General features: G+C 31.0%; 12 protein-coding genes. 10 read left to right on the top strand and 2 right to left on the bottom strand.

Annotated features, from left to right (window positions below):
• Position 1 precedes the first annotated feature (1 nt).
• The 10 genes from PCNPT3_RS12190 (at position 2) to PCNPT3_RS12140 (ending at position 12,754) form a co-directional block, all read left to right on the top strand.
• Positions 2–1,087: a glycosyltransferase family 4 protein gene (locus PCNPT3_RS12190; RefSeq protein ID WP_015466161.1), complete on the top strand. Its 1,086-nt coding sequence runs from the start codon at positions 2–4 to the stop codon at positions 1,085–1,087.
• Complete coding sequence (locus PCNPT3_RS12185) at positions 1,077–2,156, top strand: GNAT family N-acetyltransferase (RefSeq protein WP_015466160.1); 1,080 nt, start codon at positions 1,077–1,079, stop codon at positions 2,154–2,156. The genes PCNPT3_RS12190 and PCNPT3_RS12185 overlap by 11 nt, the downstream gene beginning before the upstream one ends.
• Positions 2,138–3,580 carry a lipopolysaccharide biosynthesis protein gene (locus PCNPT3_RS12180; RefSeq protein ID WP_015466159.1) on the top strand — a complete coding sequence of 481 codons (1,443 nt, stop codon included), beginning with the start codon at positions 2,138–2,140 and terminating at the stop codon, positions 3,578–3,580. The genes PCNPT3_RS12185 and PCNPT3_RS12180 overlap by 19 nt, the downstream gene beginning before the upstream one ends.
• A 17-nt stretch (positions 3,581–3,597) precedes the next feature.
• Positions 3,598–4,197, top strand: coding sequence for a GNAT family N-acetyltransferase (locus PCNPT3_RS13610; RefSeq protein WP_015466158.1), 600 nt, complete (start codon positions 3,598–3,600; stop codon positions 4,195–4,197).
• Positions 4,198–5,392: 1,195 nt separating this feature from the next.
• On the top strand, positions 5,393–6,613 hold the full coding sequence (locus PCNPT3_RS12165) for a hypothetical protein (protein ID WP_015466156.1): 1,221 nt from the start codon (positions 5,393–5,395) through the stop codon (positions 6,611–6,613).
• Complete coding sequence (locus PCNPT3_RS12160; protein ID WP_015466155.1) at positions 6,613–7,788, top strand: EpsG family protein; 1,176 nt, start codon at positions 6,613–6,615, stop codon at positions 7,786–7,788. The genes PCNPT3_RS12165 and PCNPT3_RS12160 overlap by 1 nt, the downstream gene beginning before the upstream one ends.
• 128 nt (positions 7,789–7,916) lie before the next feature.
• Positions 7,917–9,119, top strand: a complete 1,203-nt coding sequence (locus PCNPT3_RS12155) for a hypothetical protein (RefSeq protein ID WP_015466154.1) — start codon at positions 7,917–7,919, stop codon at positions 9,117–9,119.
• Between the two features lie 990 nt (positions 9,120–10,109).
• Positions 10,110–10,793 carry a glycosyltransferase family A protein gene (locus tag PCNPT3_RS12150; protein ID WP_232207365.1) on the top strand — a complete coding sequence of 228 codons (684 nt, stop codon included), beginning with the start codon at positions 10,110–10,112 and terminating at the stop codon, positions 10,791–10,793.
• A gap of 27 nt (positions 10,794–10,820) precedes the next feature.
• Positions 10,821–11,576, top strand: coding sequence for a glycosyltransferase family 2 protein (locus PCNPT3_RS12145; RefSeq protein WP_041771311.1), 756 nt, complete (start codon positions 10,821–10,823; stop codon positions 11,574–11,576).
• 11 nt (positions 11,577–11,587) lie between these two features.
• Entirely contained in the window at positions 11,588–12,754 is a 1,167-nt protein-coding gene (locus tag PCNPT3_RS12140; RefSeq protein ID WP_015466151.1) for a nucleotide sugar dehydrogenase, read from the top strand.
• A gap of 77 nt (positions 12,755–12,831) precedes the next feature.
• Here PCNPT3_RS12140 and PCNPT3_RS12135 read toward each other — a convergent pair whose 3' ends face one another.
• Together PCNPT3_RS12135 and PCNPT3_RS12130 are read right to left on the bottom strand one after the other, a co-directional pair.
• The gene (locus PCNPT3_RS12135; protein ID WP_041771310.1) at positions 12,832–14,052 is read right to left on the bottom strand and encodes a sugar transferase; all 1,221 of its coding nucleotides are present in this window, start codon (positions 14,050–14,052) and stop codon (positions 12,832–12,834) included.
• A gap of 109 nt (positions 14,053–14,161) precedes the next feature.
• A complete protein-coding gene (locus PCNPT3_RS12130) occupies positions 14,162–15,712 on the bottom strand; it encodes a response regulator (RefSeq protein WP_015466149.1) in 1,551 nt (516 codons plus the stop codon).
• Positions 15,713–16,489 lie beyond the last annotated feature (777 nt).

Below are 16,489 nucleotides of genomic sequence, written 5' to 3'. Positions count from 1 at the left end.
CATGAAAATAACACTTTTTGGCTCATTCCCCCCTCCTATTGGAGGTATTTCAATCCATATAAAAAGAGTAAAGCTACTTTTAGAAAAAAAGGGGGATGAGGTTTTAATTTATACTAATGGAAATAAAGAAAAAGAGGCAAAAAATATAGTTATAGAAAATTTTAAACATACAATTTTTAAAATCCCATTTTTAGACACTGATATTTTACATTTTCATTTAACAAGTCTAAAAATAAGAATGTTACTAGGGGTCTATTGTCTACTAGGAAAAAAAGTGATTTTAACCATTCATGGCGAGAGCTTGAATGAACAATTAAATACCGCTACGTTTCTTCAAAAGCACACTTTATTGTGGAGCTTAAAAAAAATAAATAAGATTGTTTGTGTAAACCATAAAATGGTTATAAAGCTAATTAAATTAGGTGTTAAAAAAGAAAATGTTGTACATATTCCGGCATCCATTAATCCAATTGAAAGTAAAAATGAAATTCAAAATATCCCTGAAAATGTAACTAAGTTTATGGAAAACGCTAGTTTTTTGATCTCAGCCAATGGTGCTATTCGAATTCATGAGAACGAAGACCTATATGGTTTAGATATGCTTATTGAATTGATGGCAAGTTTAAAAGAAAAAAAAAGAGACGTTAAACTGTTATTTTGTGTGCTTTCAAAAGAGGTACAGCAAAGCCAAGAAAAAATACTTTATCAAACATTGAAAAATAGAATTTTAGAGTTAAGTTTAGAAAATAATATCATGTTATATGAAGTTGAAAATACAGAGTTTTATCCAATTCTTAAAAAAAGCGATTTATTTATAAGACCAACAAATACCGATGGAGACGCAGTTTCAATTCGAGAAGCTTTGTTTTATGGAGTGCCAACGATTACCAGTAATATAGTTGCGAGACCAGGAGGAACTCTTCTTTTTAAAAGCAGGGATCAGAATGATTTGATAGAGAAAGTTATGTTTCTTTTGGATTCTTATCAAGAAGAAAAATTAAAAGTGATCAACATTAAAGTTAAAGATTATTTTGATGAGTTATATTGTGTTTATAAAGAAGTGAGTAAAAGCCTAAATGAAAGTTGAAATAATTCGGACGACAGAAGAGTTCTATAAGTTAAAAAACATCTGGAATGACTTAGTTGAGCAAAGTAATACTTTAACATATTACGATACATTTGATTATAACTATCATTGGTGGACTTGCTTTGAAAGTAAATCCGAAACTAAATTATTTATTTTGATCCTGTACAATAAACTTAATCAAGTAATAGCAATTTTTCCTTTAATGATAAAAGAGAATCAACATTTTTTCCTGAAAGAAAAAGTATTAAGTTTTTTATCAAAAGGAGATTACCACAATATAATTACAATCTCTGATAATACAAATTTAAATAAAGTTTTTAATCTGTTATTTTTAAAGCTTCTAGATAGTAAGACTGAGTTCGATAAAGTGTTGCTTACTCACCTAAACATCTCATCTGCATTTTCGAAATATTTAATGAAGCACCAGGAGTATAATAAACATTTTAATCTATTAGTCGAAACTCCCGTATTAAAGAAAAATGAAGTTACTTCATTGATAAGTTATAAGAAGGCATTTTTATCAAAGAATGTTAAAAACTTAAATAATCGGCTTTTAAAAGATGTTAATTATACATTTGAAGTCACTTATAATAATTGCATAGATATAATATCTAAAGTTCATATTGAACAACAAAAAGAAGACTCAAGAGATGGTCGTAGAAGTCTATATCAAGATAAAAAAAGGCAGAAGTTTCTATATAAGCTTTATTCTAAAAATAAACACATAACATTTTTAATAAAAAATAAAGATGGCGAAGTTATTGCCTATCAAACCGCGTACGTGCATAAAAAAACAATTAATTTTTGGAATATGGGTTATCAATTAAATTATACTAAATATAGTATTGGTCGCATTGGTGTATGGAAAATGATTGAGTGGTTTATTGAAAGCGAATGTTTCGATGAGCTTGATTTTGGTAGTGGACGATACCCCTGGAAATTTCAATGGACAGATGAAATGAATTCAGTTTATAAACTAGAGTATTATGTTAATCACTCAATAAAAATTAAATTTGTTACAAAGGTAAGAGAACTAAAAAGAGTTATAAAATGTTTTCTAATATATTAAGTAAGATAAAGAATCAAAAAGTCCTTTCAAATGGCCTAACATACCTTTTTTTTTCAGTCTTTACTCAAGTTGTCGGCTTACTTTACACCCCTATTTTAACTCGAAACTTATCAATAGAAGATTATGGTAGTTATAATCTTATTTTGTCAGTTCAGGGGATCTTGGCTATTTTATTTACCTTATGCCTTGGTAGTGGTTTTTCCCGATTTTATAATGAAGTCAAAAATAAAAACCTCTTTATTAATTCAGTTATTAACCTTCATTATGTATTAGGCATTAGCAGTTTATTCTTGATCATTACTTTCAACAGTTTTTTTTCAAATATTTTATTTGGTAGCCTAAATAATGCCTCTGAATATTTGATTTATTTGGGTGTTTTGTCCTTATTAGGCGGGGTGATCTCAATATATGAAATCAAATATTCAATGGAATATAAGGCAAAGCAAGCCTCTTTAATAAATTTCATTAGGATTGTAGTTCGATTAGGAAGTGTGTTTTTATTAAGTATGACCGGAACTTTAGATGTTAAATTACTATTAACTGTTCAAATTGTAATTAACCTGTTTATTTTCATGGGGTTATTTTTTACAAATAGAAAGACATACAAACTAGAAGTGGATTTTATATTAGTAAAACCAGCGTTAAAATTCGGAACTGGCTTGATTTTAGGTAGTGTATCAACATGGGTGCTATCTTTAATCGATAGACGATTTATAAGTGAGTACCATGGACTTTCGGATGTTGGCATTTACTCTTTAGCTGCAACAATTGGAATGCTTATATCTCCTGTATTTTTAACCCCTTTTCGCAAAGTATTTACACCTTTTAAATTTAGTGTATATAACAAACCGGGAGGGAAAGATAAAATAATTCACTTTTATAATGTTTATATTTTTTTATGTGTTTTATGTGTTTTAGGGCTCTCTTTATATGGGGAATTGCTAATACATATTTTGGCAACAAAAGAGTATTATGAAGCAGCTAAAATAATCCCGTTAATTGCTATCTCTTATTTCTTTTGGGGGTTAAATGAATTTTATGGTCTTGGTGTTAATATAAAAAACAAGACATTTATAAACTCTTTAATAGCAGGAAGCGCTGCGTTGATGAATGTTTTATTAAATGTTTTGTTAGTGCCTAATTATGGTATTTACGGTGCTGCGGTAGCAACAATTATGAGCTATTTCTTCACAAATGTTATTTATTTTGTTTCATTAAAAGTCTATTTTAATATAGAGATCAAATATTATAATTGGATCAAGTTCTTTTTTGTGTATTTATCTCTTTTTGGGGTTCATTTATATTTAGATCTTAACCTGATTCCAGATTTTTTTCTCAACCTTTTTTTGATTTTCCTTTATATTTTAACTTGTTTTGGGTTTAAGTTTATAACTCCCAAAGCATTTAAATCAATTAAAATTTAATAATAAAAGGAGGCTTCATGTTTTGTAAAATTTTCCTTTTGCTAAAGGAAGAAGGCATTCGAGGCTTATTTAAAAGGGTATTCAATAAAACTCTACAAGTTTACTATCTTTATGAAATAAAGTTGACAGATGAAATGGAACTGGAACATGAAAAAGAGTTTTTGTCACTGTCTCTTGAGGTTTTAACTGCTGTATGTGACGCTGATATTAATGAAATTACAAAAGAAAAACTGGATATTTTAAAGAAAAGATTAGATTTAAAAGGTGTTCAAGATTATTTTTTCTTAGAAAGTACATTCATAGCAGGGCACTATGGGCTGGCTTTTGAAAATAATCAAGATAACCCTTATATCAATAAGTATTTAAAAATAAAAAAAGGAGAAAGTTACTTATTTGATGATTACACTTTAGCAAGATATAGAGGAAAAGGGTTTCATAAAAAATCAATCTTAAGCAGACTTGAAATGTCCAGAAAAAAGGGTTGCGACAAGAGTTTTGTTATTATTTATTCTATTAATCAAGCGTCTCAAAAATCATATGAAAAATTGGGTTTTATTTATCAACGAAAACTATATGAAATAAAGCCGTTTAAAATCATTTTGTATGGTAATAAATAAAAGCCAAAAAACGCGATTAAGAATGAGAGGTATTTTTTGTGGTTAATAGGTATTGAAAACATATGAGTTTTACCAAAAAATTAGATTATTAACTAGGTCTTTATTTTTGAATTTTAATTGATTGTGAAAGAAGCTAGAGATGCTCAATTGAAATTTTATAAATCAGCTTTCAACTGTTTTTGTATCCGTAATCATCTCCAACCTTAAGGATATTTATCATCATTTAACCGATGTGTTTTTTTAGCGATAACAGCCGCGATTCCAAGCCCTTAAACTTTTGAACCTATGTGGATGTATGATTACAATTGATGGCGTGGGCTGTCAAACTAAAATAACGAAAAGTAGTGCTTAAAGTTGATGTCTACTTGTTACCAGTCAAAGATAATCTGAAAAGATAGTAATCGATATTGGGTTATTTGTTTCCTATTAATAAGCTAGAAAAAAAACGAGTAAAACTTACTTAATAAAAAAGGCATGGTATGAAGAAATTCACCCTTGCATAGTATTAGCTGTCAGTGAAATTGGTAATTTAGCTTTTTAGGGATCCACTTTTAAAATAGTTGGGTATATTGTTTCTTTTAAAACGGGAAAATAACCGTTACCTTTAAATTTTACATTAGTTCAGCATTCAAGCTTGCACCGATTAAAGACTGAAAAATAAATTGTTGCTGGAATTAAGTGAAAATATAAACAAGCAAACCTAAGTGATAGTTACAGAGGAAAGTAATATCAGGTTTGTCTCTGCGTTGAGATAGAAACATCAATAAATTTAAAATAATAACGTGAATAGCATCACTCGCGGTCTCTCCTTTGAAATGAGGATGGTTGCTTTAGGTGATACGTATGAGGATTAAAAAATGAATGCGATGAAGCTATATGAATTATCCTTTTATTTTTATTCTAAAAATAAAAGGATAATAAGGATCTTCCAAATGCTTAATCGGTTCTTTAATAACTCTCATCTTCCATATGAGGCGAATAAAAGGAGTTCATTTTATAGGAAGCATTGGTGTTGTTATTCATTCTAATGCAGTCAGCGGGAGCCCGAGTGCTTGGCGGGATAACGATTGGAGATAATGTAGTGAGAGGCACTAATTTTGTTGTAATACGAGATATTCCATCAAATAAAGGGGTGGTTGGTATACCAGGTAAGATTTTTTCTAGATGTTTTAATATATAAACGAGAGGGAGAGATATGAACATTAATATATGTAAATGGAAATACAATGCACAATCACCTGTATTGTTTATGATTGATGATCTTGCAAATGTTTGGGTTGACCTAACTGGAACGGGGCAGGTTGATTTGGGAGAAGACTGGGGCTACGCTAAAAATGGAAAAAACGCATCAATTAGATTCTTAGAGAATAAAATTTTAAAATCATTCCCTTGGGTTAAAGTAAACTTCTATGTGCCTGTTGGAAAAAGAATAGGAATGCTAAAAAAATCATCGATATTTATGTATTCTAATCCTATTAATGAAAATAAAGAAACTAAGAATTTTTTTAATGCTTTACATGCTCATCCAAATTACGAACTATCATATCATGGACTAACCCATGGAGAGGTGTTTGAAAAAGCTGAAAATCAAAAGCAAGAATGGGATTGCTATGGCTCATTAGATGAAGCGATGGCAACTATCGAGAAAGGAAAACAAATATTCAAAGACGCATGTGGAGAATATCCTAAAGGAGGAAAGTACTGTGGCTATAAAGCTGGGGAATTTGGAGATCAAAGTATAAATGATTCTAACTTTTTATGGTGGCATAGGTATTGGAATAAAGGAGTGGAAAATCAAGAGAAAGGGCTCGATATAGGTAATGAATTAAACCCGTTAAAGAACTTTGATCTAATTAATTTTGGAAGTCAAAAAGTAATTGATATTCCATCAACATTAAATGGAGCGTTATTTAATAATACTTCTGCAAATAAAATTAAATTAATAGTAAAAAAAGCATTATCATTTTACTTTTTTAAAAAGAAAAAAAGAGAAATAGATTTTTTACTTGATAATAAACTTGTTATATCCATCCAAGAACACATATCACCAGCAAGAAATGATGGAAAGACGCAAACACCAAATATATTTGATGACAGAAAAAGTCTTATCAAAATTTTTAATTACTTAAAAAATAAAAATGTGTGGTACTGCACAGGAACAGAGCTTGCAGAATATTATATTTTAAGAGAATCTTTAAATATAAAAATAATAGATAAATTTTCATTTGAATTTGAGCTGGAAAAGACAAGCCATGATATTTCTGGCGTTGAAATCTCATTGATTGTACCTTCTGCCATTAAATCTATAACTACTCCTAGTAACAAGGAGATTATTACGCATAAAAATGTGGTTACTCTGCTTCCCACTAAAGGCATTTATTACTTTGATTTTTATGGCAATGAGAAACGAGACTGATGATATTTTATATACTTTTTGGGTGTCTTTTTATAGCGTTATTTATAGTAACTCAAAGTAAAAGTTTGCTTCAAAAAAAGATAAGTACCACTTTAATTATGATTCTTTTTTGGATTGTTGGAGGATTAAGTTATAAAATTCATAATGATATGTACATTTATGAACAATTTTATAATTCAATACGGCTATCTTCTATAATCAGTTGGAGGCCTGTTGATTTTGAAATAGGCTTTGTAATATTAAATTATATTGGTAAAAATATTTTATTCCTACCCTTTATATTGTTTAAAGCATTAGTTTATTTTTTCTGTGTTTTAATGATATTTAAAGGGGTAGATAGAGTTTTAATTAAAAATAGTAATGAAACCGCTTTTTTATTGATCCTTCTCTATTTCTTTACCGCCTTTTATATGTCTTTTTTTGTTACCTTTAGACAAGCAATTGCGGTATCAATTTTTATTTATGCTATTAAATATATCGGGTCAGTTCGTTTTTATTTTTTGATTGCTGTTGCTTCTTTATTTCATTTAAGCGGTATTCTTTTATTGTTTATACCCCTGTATATTAGAGTCAAAAGGAAAAGCAAATGGTTAGATTCTAGTTTGATAATACTTATTCCCCTCTTCATGTATTCACCCGTATTTAGTTATATTATAGCTTTGGTGATGCCTTATCTTGGAGAGTTTAGTGGGAAAATTGTTTCTTACGGAATTGGTCATGTAGCAGTGAAAGTTTTCGGCTTAATGGACGCCCTTCATTTTATAATAGGGTTGCTGGTTATATTTTTAGTGAGTAAGAAAGCATTAACAAAAGAAGAAAGTATAATTTATAAATTATTTATTCTTTATGTAATTCTGGCGCTAGTCGCGAGTACAATTCCTCTAATGTATCGAGTATTGATGTACTTTCAGGTGTTTTTACCGCTAGGAATTGTTTTAGCATTTAGAGGTATTAAATCTTCCTCTTTGAAAAACATAACAAAATTAGTGGTCATTATTAGTTTCTTTGGTTTGTTCAATTTATATAGAATTAATTTAGCTTATAAATTTGATGGGAAATTTATACCGTATCACTCCGGTTTAGAGTTGGTTTTTTACGAAATCCCTTATTCAACTACAGCACAGTATCGGCACATGATTGAGAGGTGGGGAGTGCCTAATGTCGAAATATATTAACGGTGAAAATATGCTTGTACTTGCTATAGGGAGTGAAAACTCTCATCGAAAAAGTAAACAGATTTATAACCTTTTTGGGAAAACTGTTAGACAATAAAAAGTTAACTCTTTCTTAAAATGGAGCCAAAATGAAAATCATATACATTACATCTTTACTCTCAAAACAGGGGAGCTCAGCTTCTATTCGTAACACGTCACTTATTAATGGACTATCAAAAATAGGCCACGATGTGACGGTTTTAACTATTAAATACCCTCAAGAAGTATTAGATGATTATTTAATTAATGAAATCCATGAAAATATTAATGTTATTGAAGTCGATTCAGGTCTTATCAGTCGCTATGTTCCAAGATTAGCTAAAAAATCAGGTTTTTCTCAAAAAAGGAAAGCATCTCTATTAACTGAATTTAAAAAAATGGTTAAGGATGTTATTTTTTTTCCAGATGTTGATGCTGGGTGGATAAAATCATCGAAAAAAGAATTTATAAAGTTGAATTTAGAGGTGTTTGACATCATGATCAGCTCGTCAGATACCAAAACATCTCATTATGTTGCTAAAAATATTAAGAAAAAGTTTAATAATCTTAAATGGATTCAAATTTGGGGAGATCCTTGGTATTCGGATGTGAATGTGATGTCATCCTTTAAAAGGATACGCATCAAATATGCAGAAGAAAAAATACTAAAAATAGCAGATTTAGTTTTTTATGTGTCGTTGCCAACTCAGATCGAAATGTCGAAAAAGCATCCATTAATCGATATGCGCTATGTACCTCGAGGTTACCTGAATAATGTTGATAAAATTTCTGTAGATTCAATTAAATCATTTAAAATGGTTTATACGGGGTTAATTACAGGGCGTAATATAAAACCAATAATATCAGCAATAGAAGCGTTTAATTCTTCAAATAATATTCCTATAAAATTGTTTTTTTATGGTCGAGTTGATTTAGAACTTGTAAGTCAATATGAACATATTGATTTTGTTGAATTTAAGGGGCAAGTATCCTTACATGAGGTGATGTATGTTTATCAATGGGCTGATATTCTTCTCTTGATTGGAAATGATAAAGTAACAACTCAAATCCCAGGGAAACTCTATGATTATTTTGGAACGAAATGTTCGATTCTTGTGTTACTTGAAGATTTAAATAATGAAGTCGCAAAATTTATAAAGGCGACAGGAAGATGTAATGTTTTTTTAAATGTAAAAGAAGAAATTAATTTAAAATCAATTTGCAATAGTTCCATCGATGAACTCTTTTTAGAGGAGTACTCTCCTGAAAGTATTGCAAGAAATTTAATAACTCAAGTTGTAAGTGTTTTGTAAAAAGGAAACAAATGTTTAAAATCGAAGATCACGGGTAAAATGCGACTACAATACTTGAACAAACTCATCTGAACACTATGAGTTATGGCTTAGATGTCGAGCTTTAGGTTATCGATTTTGAAATTTAAAAGAAATTACTTTTAAATATAGGGTGTTGGAAAGTAGTATCTCAAGGTTAAATAATAAAGCCAGGAGCCAAGCTTCAATTAATTTAATTTAAAATATTGTGATTTTTTTACTAATCAATCGGAAGCTGAATATCTACTTTATAATTGTATATGTTCGAAGGATTTTAAACTTAATATTAAGTTTTGGTGGCGAAATATAATCAAGTTTAGGTTTTTTAAATCTATTTTTGTCCCTTTATATTTAATTAAATAAGGGATCCTGGTGGAAATTTTATATAAGTAACTTATATTTTGTAATTATATTGATATAATTCTTTGGTCTAGTTGCTATTAGATCTAAAGTTTAGTTTTACTATAGCGAATTATTTGTATGGGAATTTAACTTTTTTATGGTCGAGAGTTGATCTTATATAACTGTTATATCAATTATGACGTATAGTAAAAGTGGATTATATGGGAAATAGAAAATTAACTTTAATTATTGCAACGATGAAGAATCGAATATCTTCCCTCTATAGAATATATTAGTAGGTAGGCACTGGAAAATAACATTAATACTATAGCGAATGTGACTAACTTACCTATAAACAAAAATTTAATTACTCTTCAGGACAAGCGATATCAACAGCATCTACAGATGCAGTATAACAATGTGTTTTTGTTTAAATAACCCTCAATTTTTTAGGCGAATCGTCGTTATATAGAGTTTAATTTACGATTTATTATTCTGACTAATTAGTCGCCGGGGTAGATGTAGTTGTACGTTAAGGGGATTATAGTTTTAAACTTACTAGAAGGTTTTTGATAATTGATAAGTGTATTAGTATCCTGCTTATATAGTAGGTTAGATAACGTAGATAATGTGATTAAGCAACGTCAAAGTAATGTTGAGTATATAGTTGTGGTTCAAGGAACAACCGAAGATTTACTTATCGAGTATAAAAGGGCACATACTTGGACAAAACGATCTGATGTGCAAATAGTCTTTGATTCTAATTTAGGGGTTTCTTATAGTCGAAATATGGCTATTAGTTATAGCAATGAAGGACTTATTTTATTTACAGATGATGATGTAATTCTTTCTCCCGATTTGTTTGATTTGTTAGAGAATAGCTTCTCAAAGTCTCCTGATTGTACTTTTATAACTTTTGATGTTGAAGATAATGAAGGTAAATTACTTAAGCCCCCATTATGTAAAAATTATCATAATTTACGTTCAATTCTAGGTGTCGGCACTATTCAAATCGCAGTGTCTTTAAATAATGACACTAAAAAATATAGGTTTCCATGCGATCTAGGTGCAGGAGCAAAATATCCTAATTGTGATGAGCCAGTATACTTAGCTCAATTTCTGAATAATGGGGGGAAAGGCAAACATATACATAATACAATTTGTCAGCACCCTAGAGAATCTTCGGGAAACTCATTAAATAGCTATGTCAAAATAATGTCTAGGTTTATTGCATTTCGTTACATATTTGGTAACACAAAAGGCATAATAATTTTTATATGTTTTATTTTAAAAAACATAAAAAAAATGTATTAATAGATAAATTTACATTGGTCCTTACATATGAAAACTTTAGTTTCAATAATAACACCTTCTTATAATTCAATTAACTTTATAAGATCAACCTATGATTCATTATCCCAGCAAACCTATTCCAACTGGGAGTGGCTGGTTACCGATGATTGTTCAACCGATGAGACTTTTACATTACTGCAGGAGTTAATGAAAAAAGATTCCCGTATAAAGCTATTTAAAAACAAAGTAAATTCCGGAGCCGCAGTTACAAGAAATGTATCTTTAGAACATGCTAAAGGCGATTTCATTGCTTTTTTAGATAGTGATGATCTATGGTATTCGGATAAACTAGAAAAACAAGTATCCTTTATGGGGGATCAAATTAATTTTTCTTTTACAGCTTATGAGTTGATTGATGCTGAAAATGTAAAGGTTGGAAAAACGGTTGATACAAAGCAAAAGGGTTCTTTTAATTATCAAAATCAATTGCGCAAAAAAGCAACAATGGGATGTTCGACAGTGATGCTAAGGCGTAGTGCTTTTAATGATATTAAGATGCCCTTGATTAGAACACGACAAGATTATGCCCTATGGTTAAAATTATTAAAAACGGGTGAAAGTGCTGTGATTTTAAATGAAATATTAACTCAATATAGAATACTACCAGATTCTATTTCTCGAAATAAAATAAAAGCGGCCCAAAAGACATGGTTTGTATACCGTGAGATTGAAAAATTGTCATTCTTCTCTGCGTGTATAAGTTTTATATTTTATGCGTGGCGCGGTGTCTTTAAAACGCAGTAAGGAACAAATATATGAAAATTGCAATCGCAGGGACTGGTTATGTCGGATTATCAAATGCAGTATTATTAGCACAACATAATGATGTCGTAGCAGTAGATATTATTGCTGAAAAAGTATCATTAATTAACGCTAAAAAATCTACAGTGGCTGATGTTGAAATAGAAAGTTATTTAGCTAACAAACCATTAAGCCTTAAAGCGACCTTAGATAAAGAGAGTGCTTATAAGAATGCTGACTTTGTGATAATAGCTACCCCCACCGATTACGATGTAGCTACTAATTATTTTAATACCAGTTCAGTAGAGATGGTAATTAAAGATGTGCTGTATGTTAATAGGCAAGCAACTATTATTATAAAATCTACAGTTCCTGTTGGCTTTACTCAAAATATGAGGCTGCAGTTCCAATATGAAAACATTATCTTTTCACCTGAGTTTTTACGCGAAGGGAGGGCCCTACAGGACAACCTTTACCCTTCTCGTATTATTGTGGGGGATAATTCAGAGAAAGCTAAAGTCTTTGCTAGTTTGTTAGTACAAGGGGCTATTAAAGAAGATATAGATGTCTTATTTACGGACTCTACCGAAGCTGAAGCCGTCAAGTTATTCTCTAATACTTATTTAGCGATGCGTGTCGCTTACTTTAATGAATTAGATAGTTATGCTGAAGCACATGATCTAGACACTAAGCAAATAATACAGGGTGTTTGCTTAGATCCGCGTATAGGAAATCATTATAATAATCCTTCCTTTGGTTATGGTGGTTATTGTTTACCTAAAGATACTAAACAGCTTCGTGCTAATTATAAAAATGTTCCAAATTGTATTATTGGTGCCATTGTAGATTCAAATACTACACGTAAAGATTTTATTGCAGATTCTATATTAAAACGTCATCCAAAGACGGTTGGAATCTACAGGTTGATAATGAAAAGTGGCTCGGATAACTTTAGAGCATCGAGTATTCAAGGTATAATGAAACGTATTAAGGCAAAAGGTGTCAACGTTATTATTTACGAACCAGTGTTAAAAGAAAAAACATTTTTTCATTCAAAAGTATTTACTGATCTCACTAAATTTAAACAAGTATCTGATGTCATTGTCAGTAATCGCATGCTTGATGAGTTAATTGATGTGAAAGATAAGGTTTATACTCGTGATATTTTTGGTAATGATTAGTTATTACTAAGCCTTAATCATTACCATCCAAGAATTTCGTCAAGATGGATACTTATTGTATTATTGATCAGGGATCACTATTTAGCCCCAAATCCAGTTAGCATTGTTTTAATCGTTTTAATGACAATATTTGCATCCAACCAAAATGATAAGTGTTTAATATAATAGAGATCGTGTGCTAATTTCTCTCTTGTTGAATCTGTGTCATCCGTATACCCTTGTACTGTTTGTGCCCAGCCGGTTATCCCAGGCTTTACCATGTGCCGATAACCGTAAAAAGGGATCTCTTTCTCGAAGGCAAGAACAAATGAGTTTTGCTCTGGACGAGGGCCTATTAAGGCCATTTCGCCTTTTAGTACATTAAAAAATTGTGGAAGTTCATCAATACGTACTTTTCTAATAAATTTACCGATGCGAGTGACTCGAGCTTGCTCTGCTGTTGCAAATTTTGATTCTGAGTTTGGGCTACGTACAGTCATACTTCTAAATTTATAAATAGAAAATTCTTTGCCACCTTGGCCAATTCGTTTTTGGATGAACATAGCAGGGCCTGAGCTTTCTATCTTGATACAAATCGCCGTTATTATCATGATAGGCAGGGTGATCGGAAGTGTTATTAAAATAAGCAATGACTCCCAAATTCTTTTAAAAAAAGTATAAAAGGGGGGGGAAAGTAATGTTCCAATTGAGTTTTCGGATAAATGCTTTGTTTGAACTTTACCTTCTAAGTTTTCTTTAATGGCTGCAAAATGAAAAACATGTATATTGTTAATACTACAATCAGCCAGAAATTTTTCTTCGTTGGCGGTTAAATTGTGGTGTAAATCGACAACAACGCCATCTTTAATATTGGTTAATTTATAAGGGGTTCGTAAAATACTAATGTCTAAACGATCGTTGACTCGTAGTTCTTTTAAATCAAAATTGGGTATTGCAGCAAGCTTAAGTCGTTTCGACTCTCGTCTTAATCTGGAACTTATATAGAGCCAAACAACAGAAAGAATTATTCCTTTTAGCAAAATAGAAAGAGAGTAATCGATGCGAAACATTACTATTATTAACAGCGCGATACCGTAAGCACTAAATAGAACGGGGAGTATGTAATAGGTTCTTTCAACTAAAAGGTATTTTGTTATTTTAGGGAGTGTCATTGAACACGACAAGTAAGTTAATAGGGTAATGATGATACTATTTGTTACGTTGTCTGATGAAATCGGGGAAAGAAAAAAAAGAAAAAAGGCAATCAACGATAAGCCTATACCATGACATATATATGAGTTTAAAAATAAATTCTTCATCAATTTCTTTTTAGATTATTAAAGGTTATTTTGATAATACCAGAAAACAGGCACTTTTAGACATTAAATCAATAAAAATGTAGTGTACTTTGTGGTTTTAATTTAGACATTAAAAAATGTCACGATAACGCTCATTGACGTTAATGATTTCTTGTTGGTGCTTACGAAAAGCTGCCACCACGAGCGGATCAAAGTGTTTGCCTTCTTGATCATCTATAAACTTTAAAATCTCATCCATTGGCCATGCTTTTTTATAGCAACGATCATGTGCTAAAGCATCAAAAACATCTGCAAGAGAAGCAAGTCTACCAACGAGATCAATCTCTTCACCTTTAAGGCCATTAGGGTAACCGCTACCATCCCATTTTTCATGATGTTGATAACAGATAACCGCTGCAAACTTTAAAATATCTTGTTGAGAATAGCGCACTAATTCATAGCCAATCTCGACATGTGTTTGCATGGTTTTCCATTCTTCTGCCGTTAACGATCCCGGTTTATGTAAAATGCAATCGGGGATCCCTATTTTCCCGAGATCATGCAGAGGAGAGGCTGATTTTATTTTTTCAGCATCGCTAATGCTATAACCTAATTCCAGTGCCAAAATATAGGAAATTTCAGCAACTCGGCGAATATGATTGCCGGTTTCTTTTGATTTCTTTTCAATCGCTTCACCGAGTAGATAAATAATCTCTCGTTGGCCCTCATCAACTGCGTTACGTAACTCTTCATTGTCGAAAGAGGTTTGTGTGTTGCGGGCAAAGACTTCAATCCAAGTAATATCGGTATCCGAAAGGGGGGTGAAGCCTTCAACGTAGAATAAAATACAACTATTATTACTACTGTGCATATTTAAAATGAATGCGTTTTCAGTAAAAATGTTGGTTTTTTCTGCCAAACTTTTGGATATTAAAATGGAAACATTGTCGGGGAGTAAAGAGATATCATTAAATTGAGCTAACTGAGTAAACTTACCCTGTGCACCGGATAGTTGAAAAGTATTTTGATCGCAATAAATGCCTAACGTCGAAAAATCGGTGCTATTACCCTGAGTGCATTGTTCAACCAAAAGTGACAAATAATGGATTGTTTCATTAACTAAAACGTTATAGGTTCTTGCCTTTATAAGTTGTGCTGATGAGTTGGCAATAATTTGTAAACTATTTTTACTTTTCTTTAAGCTAATAATATTTTGATAAGAGCGTAAAGCACTACACATTAAAGTGTCGAGCTTAACGCCACTGAGTTCTGTTTTGTTCTTATAATCAGAGATATTGTATTCTCTAATGATCTTGCGCTCGGGGGCTTGACCGGGTTGGCCTGTGCGTAAAACAATGCGTGTAGTATGATTTTTTAATTTATTACGGATGTTTTTAATTAAACGTAAGCCAGCATCGTCTGTTTCCATTACCACGTCGATTAAGGCAACAGCAATGTCATCGTGCTCTTGAAACATTTCTTCGGCCTGTGCCGCTGAATAGGCGCTTAAGAACTCTAATGTTCGACCATCCCATTCAAAAGAAGAAAGAACAAGTTTAGTAACTGCGTGCACTTCTAAATCGTCATCGACAAGCATTACCTTCCAAGGCGCGAGCCGCAAGGAGGGAAGGATTGCGTCGGAGTCATTATCCTCTTCTATAAAAAGAATCTCATCATTCATAAATAGGTCTCTAAGATAGTAAATACAGCATTTATTTTACAGTTTAGTGCATTTTCGATCATAAGCCGATAACTATGTATCACGTTCATTATTATCATATTCTACGCAGTTGAATAGATAGTTTAGCTTATATGTCCTACTTTGTGACAATCTTCACGTAGATCAAATAAAGTAAAGCTTACTTTGTTTGATTTTTAAGCGTTTGTTTTATTATGATATTGCTGTGAATTTAATGGTGATATCATCGCACAATCATTGTCTTTATTTATTGAGTGCTTATTTTGTTGAGTACATGGATGTATTGAAAGAGGATGAATACAACAAACTAAACACTTTAAATTTATTTTTAAAGTGTTTAGTTTTGAAAATATGGATAGATAAAAGTCATTTATTTGTAGGGATGTTTAAGACGTAGAGATTTAAGCTCTATTTCTAGCGAGCTGAAACAGATATAAATGATGATCATTTTATGCGTTATTTTTTGTATATTGCTTTATTAATTCAGAGCTTAAAACACAAAAAACACCTAATGCATTGTATAAGCTAAGATAAATTGACTTTACTTGTTGATAGTAATTATCGTCAATAAGGTCATAATCAGATTTTTTTTGATATTAAATAAAGTTCTATTAGAAAAATAGTCTTATTATGCAGAGTGATCTTTTTCATTTGTTTTTCAAATTCCCCCGTTTAAGGGTTATTGGCTAGTAATTTGCCCATGGAAAATAAGCGTCTTTATCTGTATTTTTATATATAAGACTTATTCTAATAAAGGAA

It is taken from the genome of Psychromonas sp. CNPT3 (genome assembly GCF_000153405.2).
In the GTDB taxonomy this organism is placed as follows: Bacteria; Pseudomonadota; Gammaproteobacteria; order Enterobacterales; family Psychromonadaceae; genus Psychromonas.
This window is presented reverse-complemented; position numbering and strand designations above follow the sequence as displayed.

Excerpts from the sequence above, each read along its gene's own strand:
- PCNPT3_RS12190 (WP_015466161.1), top strand. The coding sequence starts at position 2 with ATGAAAATAACACTTTTTGGCTCATTCCCCCCTCCTATTGGAGGTATT.
- PCNPT3_RS12185 (WP_015466160.1), top strand. The coding sequence starts at position 1,077 with ATGAAAGTTGAAATAATTCGGACGACAGAAGAGTTCTATAAGTTAAAA.
- PCNPT3_RS12180 (WP_015466159.1), top strand. The coding sequence starts at position 2,138 with ATGTTTTCTAATATATTAAGTAAGATAAAGAATCAAAAAGTCCTTTCA.
- PCNPT3_RS13610 (WP_015466158.1), top strand. The coding sequence starts at position 3,598 with ATGTTTTGTAAAATTTTCCTTTTGCTAAAGGAAGAAGGCATTCGAGGC.
- PCNPT3_RS12165 (WP_015466156.1), top strand. The coding sequence starts at position 5,393 with ATGAACATTAATATATGTAAATGGAAATACAATGCACAATCACCTGTA.
- PCNPT3_RS12160 (WP_015466155.1), top strand. The coding sequence starts at position 6,613 with ATGATATTTTATATACTTTTTGGGTGTCTTTTTATAGCGTTATTTATA.
- PCNPT3_RS12155 (WP_015466154.1), top strand. The coding sequence starts at position 7,917 with ATGAAAATCATATACATTACATCTTTACTCTCAAAACAGGGGAGCTCA.
- PCNPT3_RS12145 (WP_041771311.1), top strand. The coding sequence starts at position 10,821 with ATGAAAACTTTAGTTTCAATAATAACACCTTCTTATAATTCAATTAAC.
- PCNPT3_RS12140 (WP_015466151.1), top strand. The coding sequence starts at position 11,588 with ATGAAAATTGCAATCGCAGGGACTGGTTATGTCGGATTATCAAATGCA.
- PCNPT3_RS12135 (WP_041771310.1), bottom strand. The coding sequence starts at position 14,052 with ATGAAGAATTTATTTTTAAACTCATATATATGTCATGGTATAGGCTTA.
- PCNPT3_RS12130 (WP_015466149.1), bottom strand. The coding sequence starts at position 15,712 with ATGAATGATGAGATTCTTTTTATAGAAGAGGATAATGACTCCGACGCA.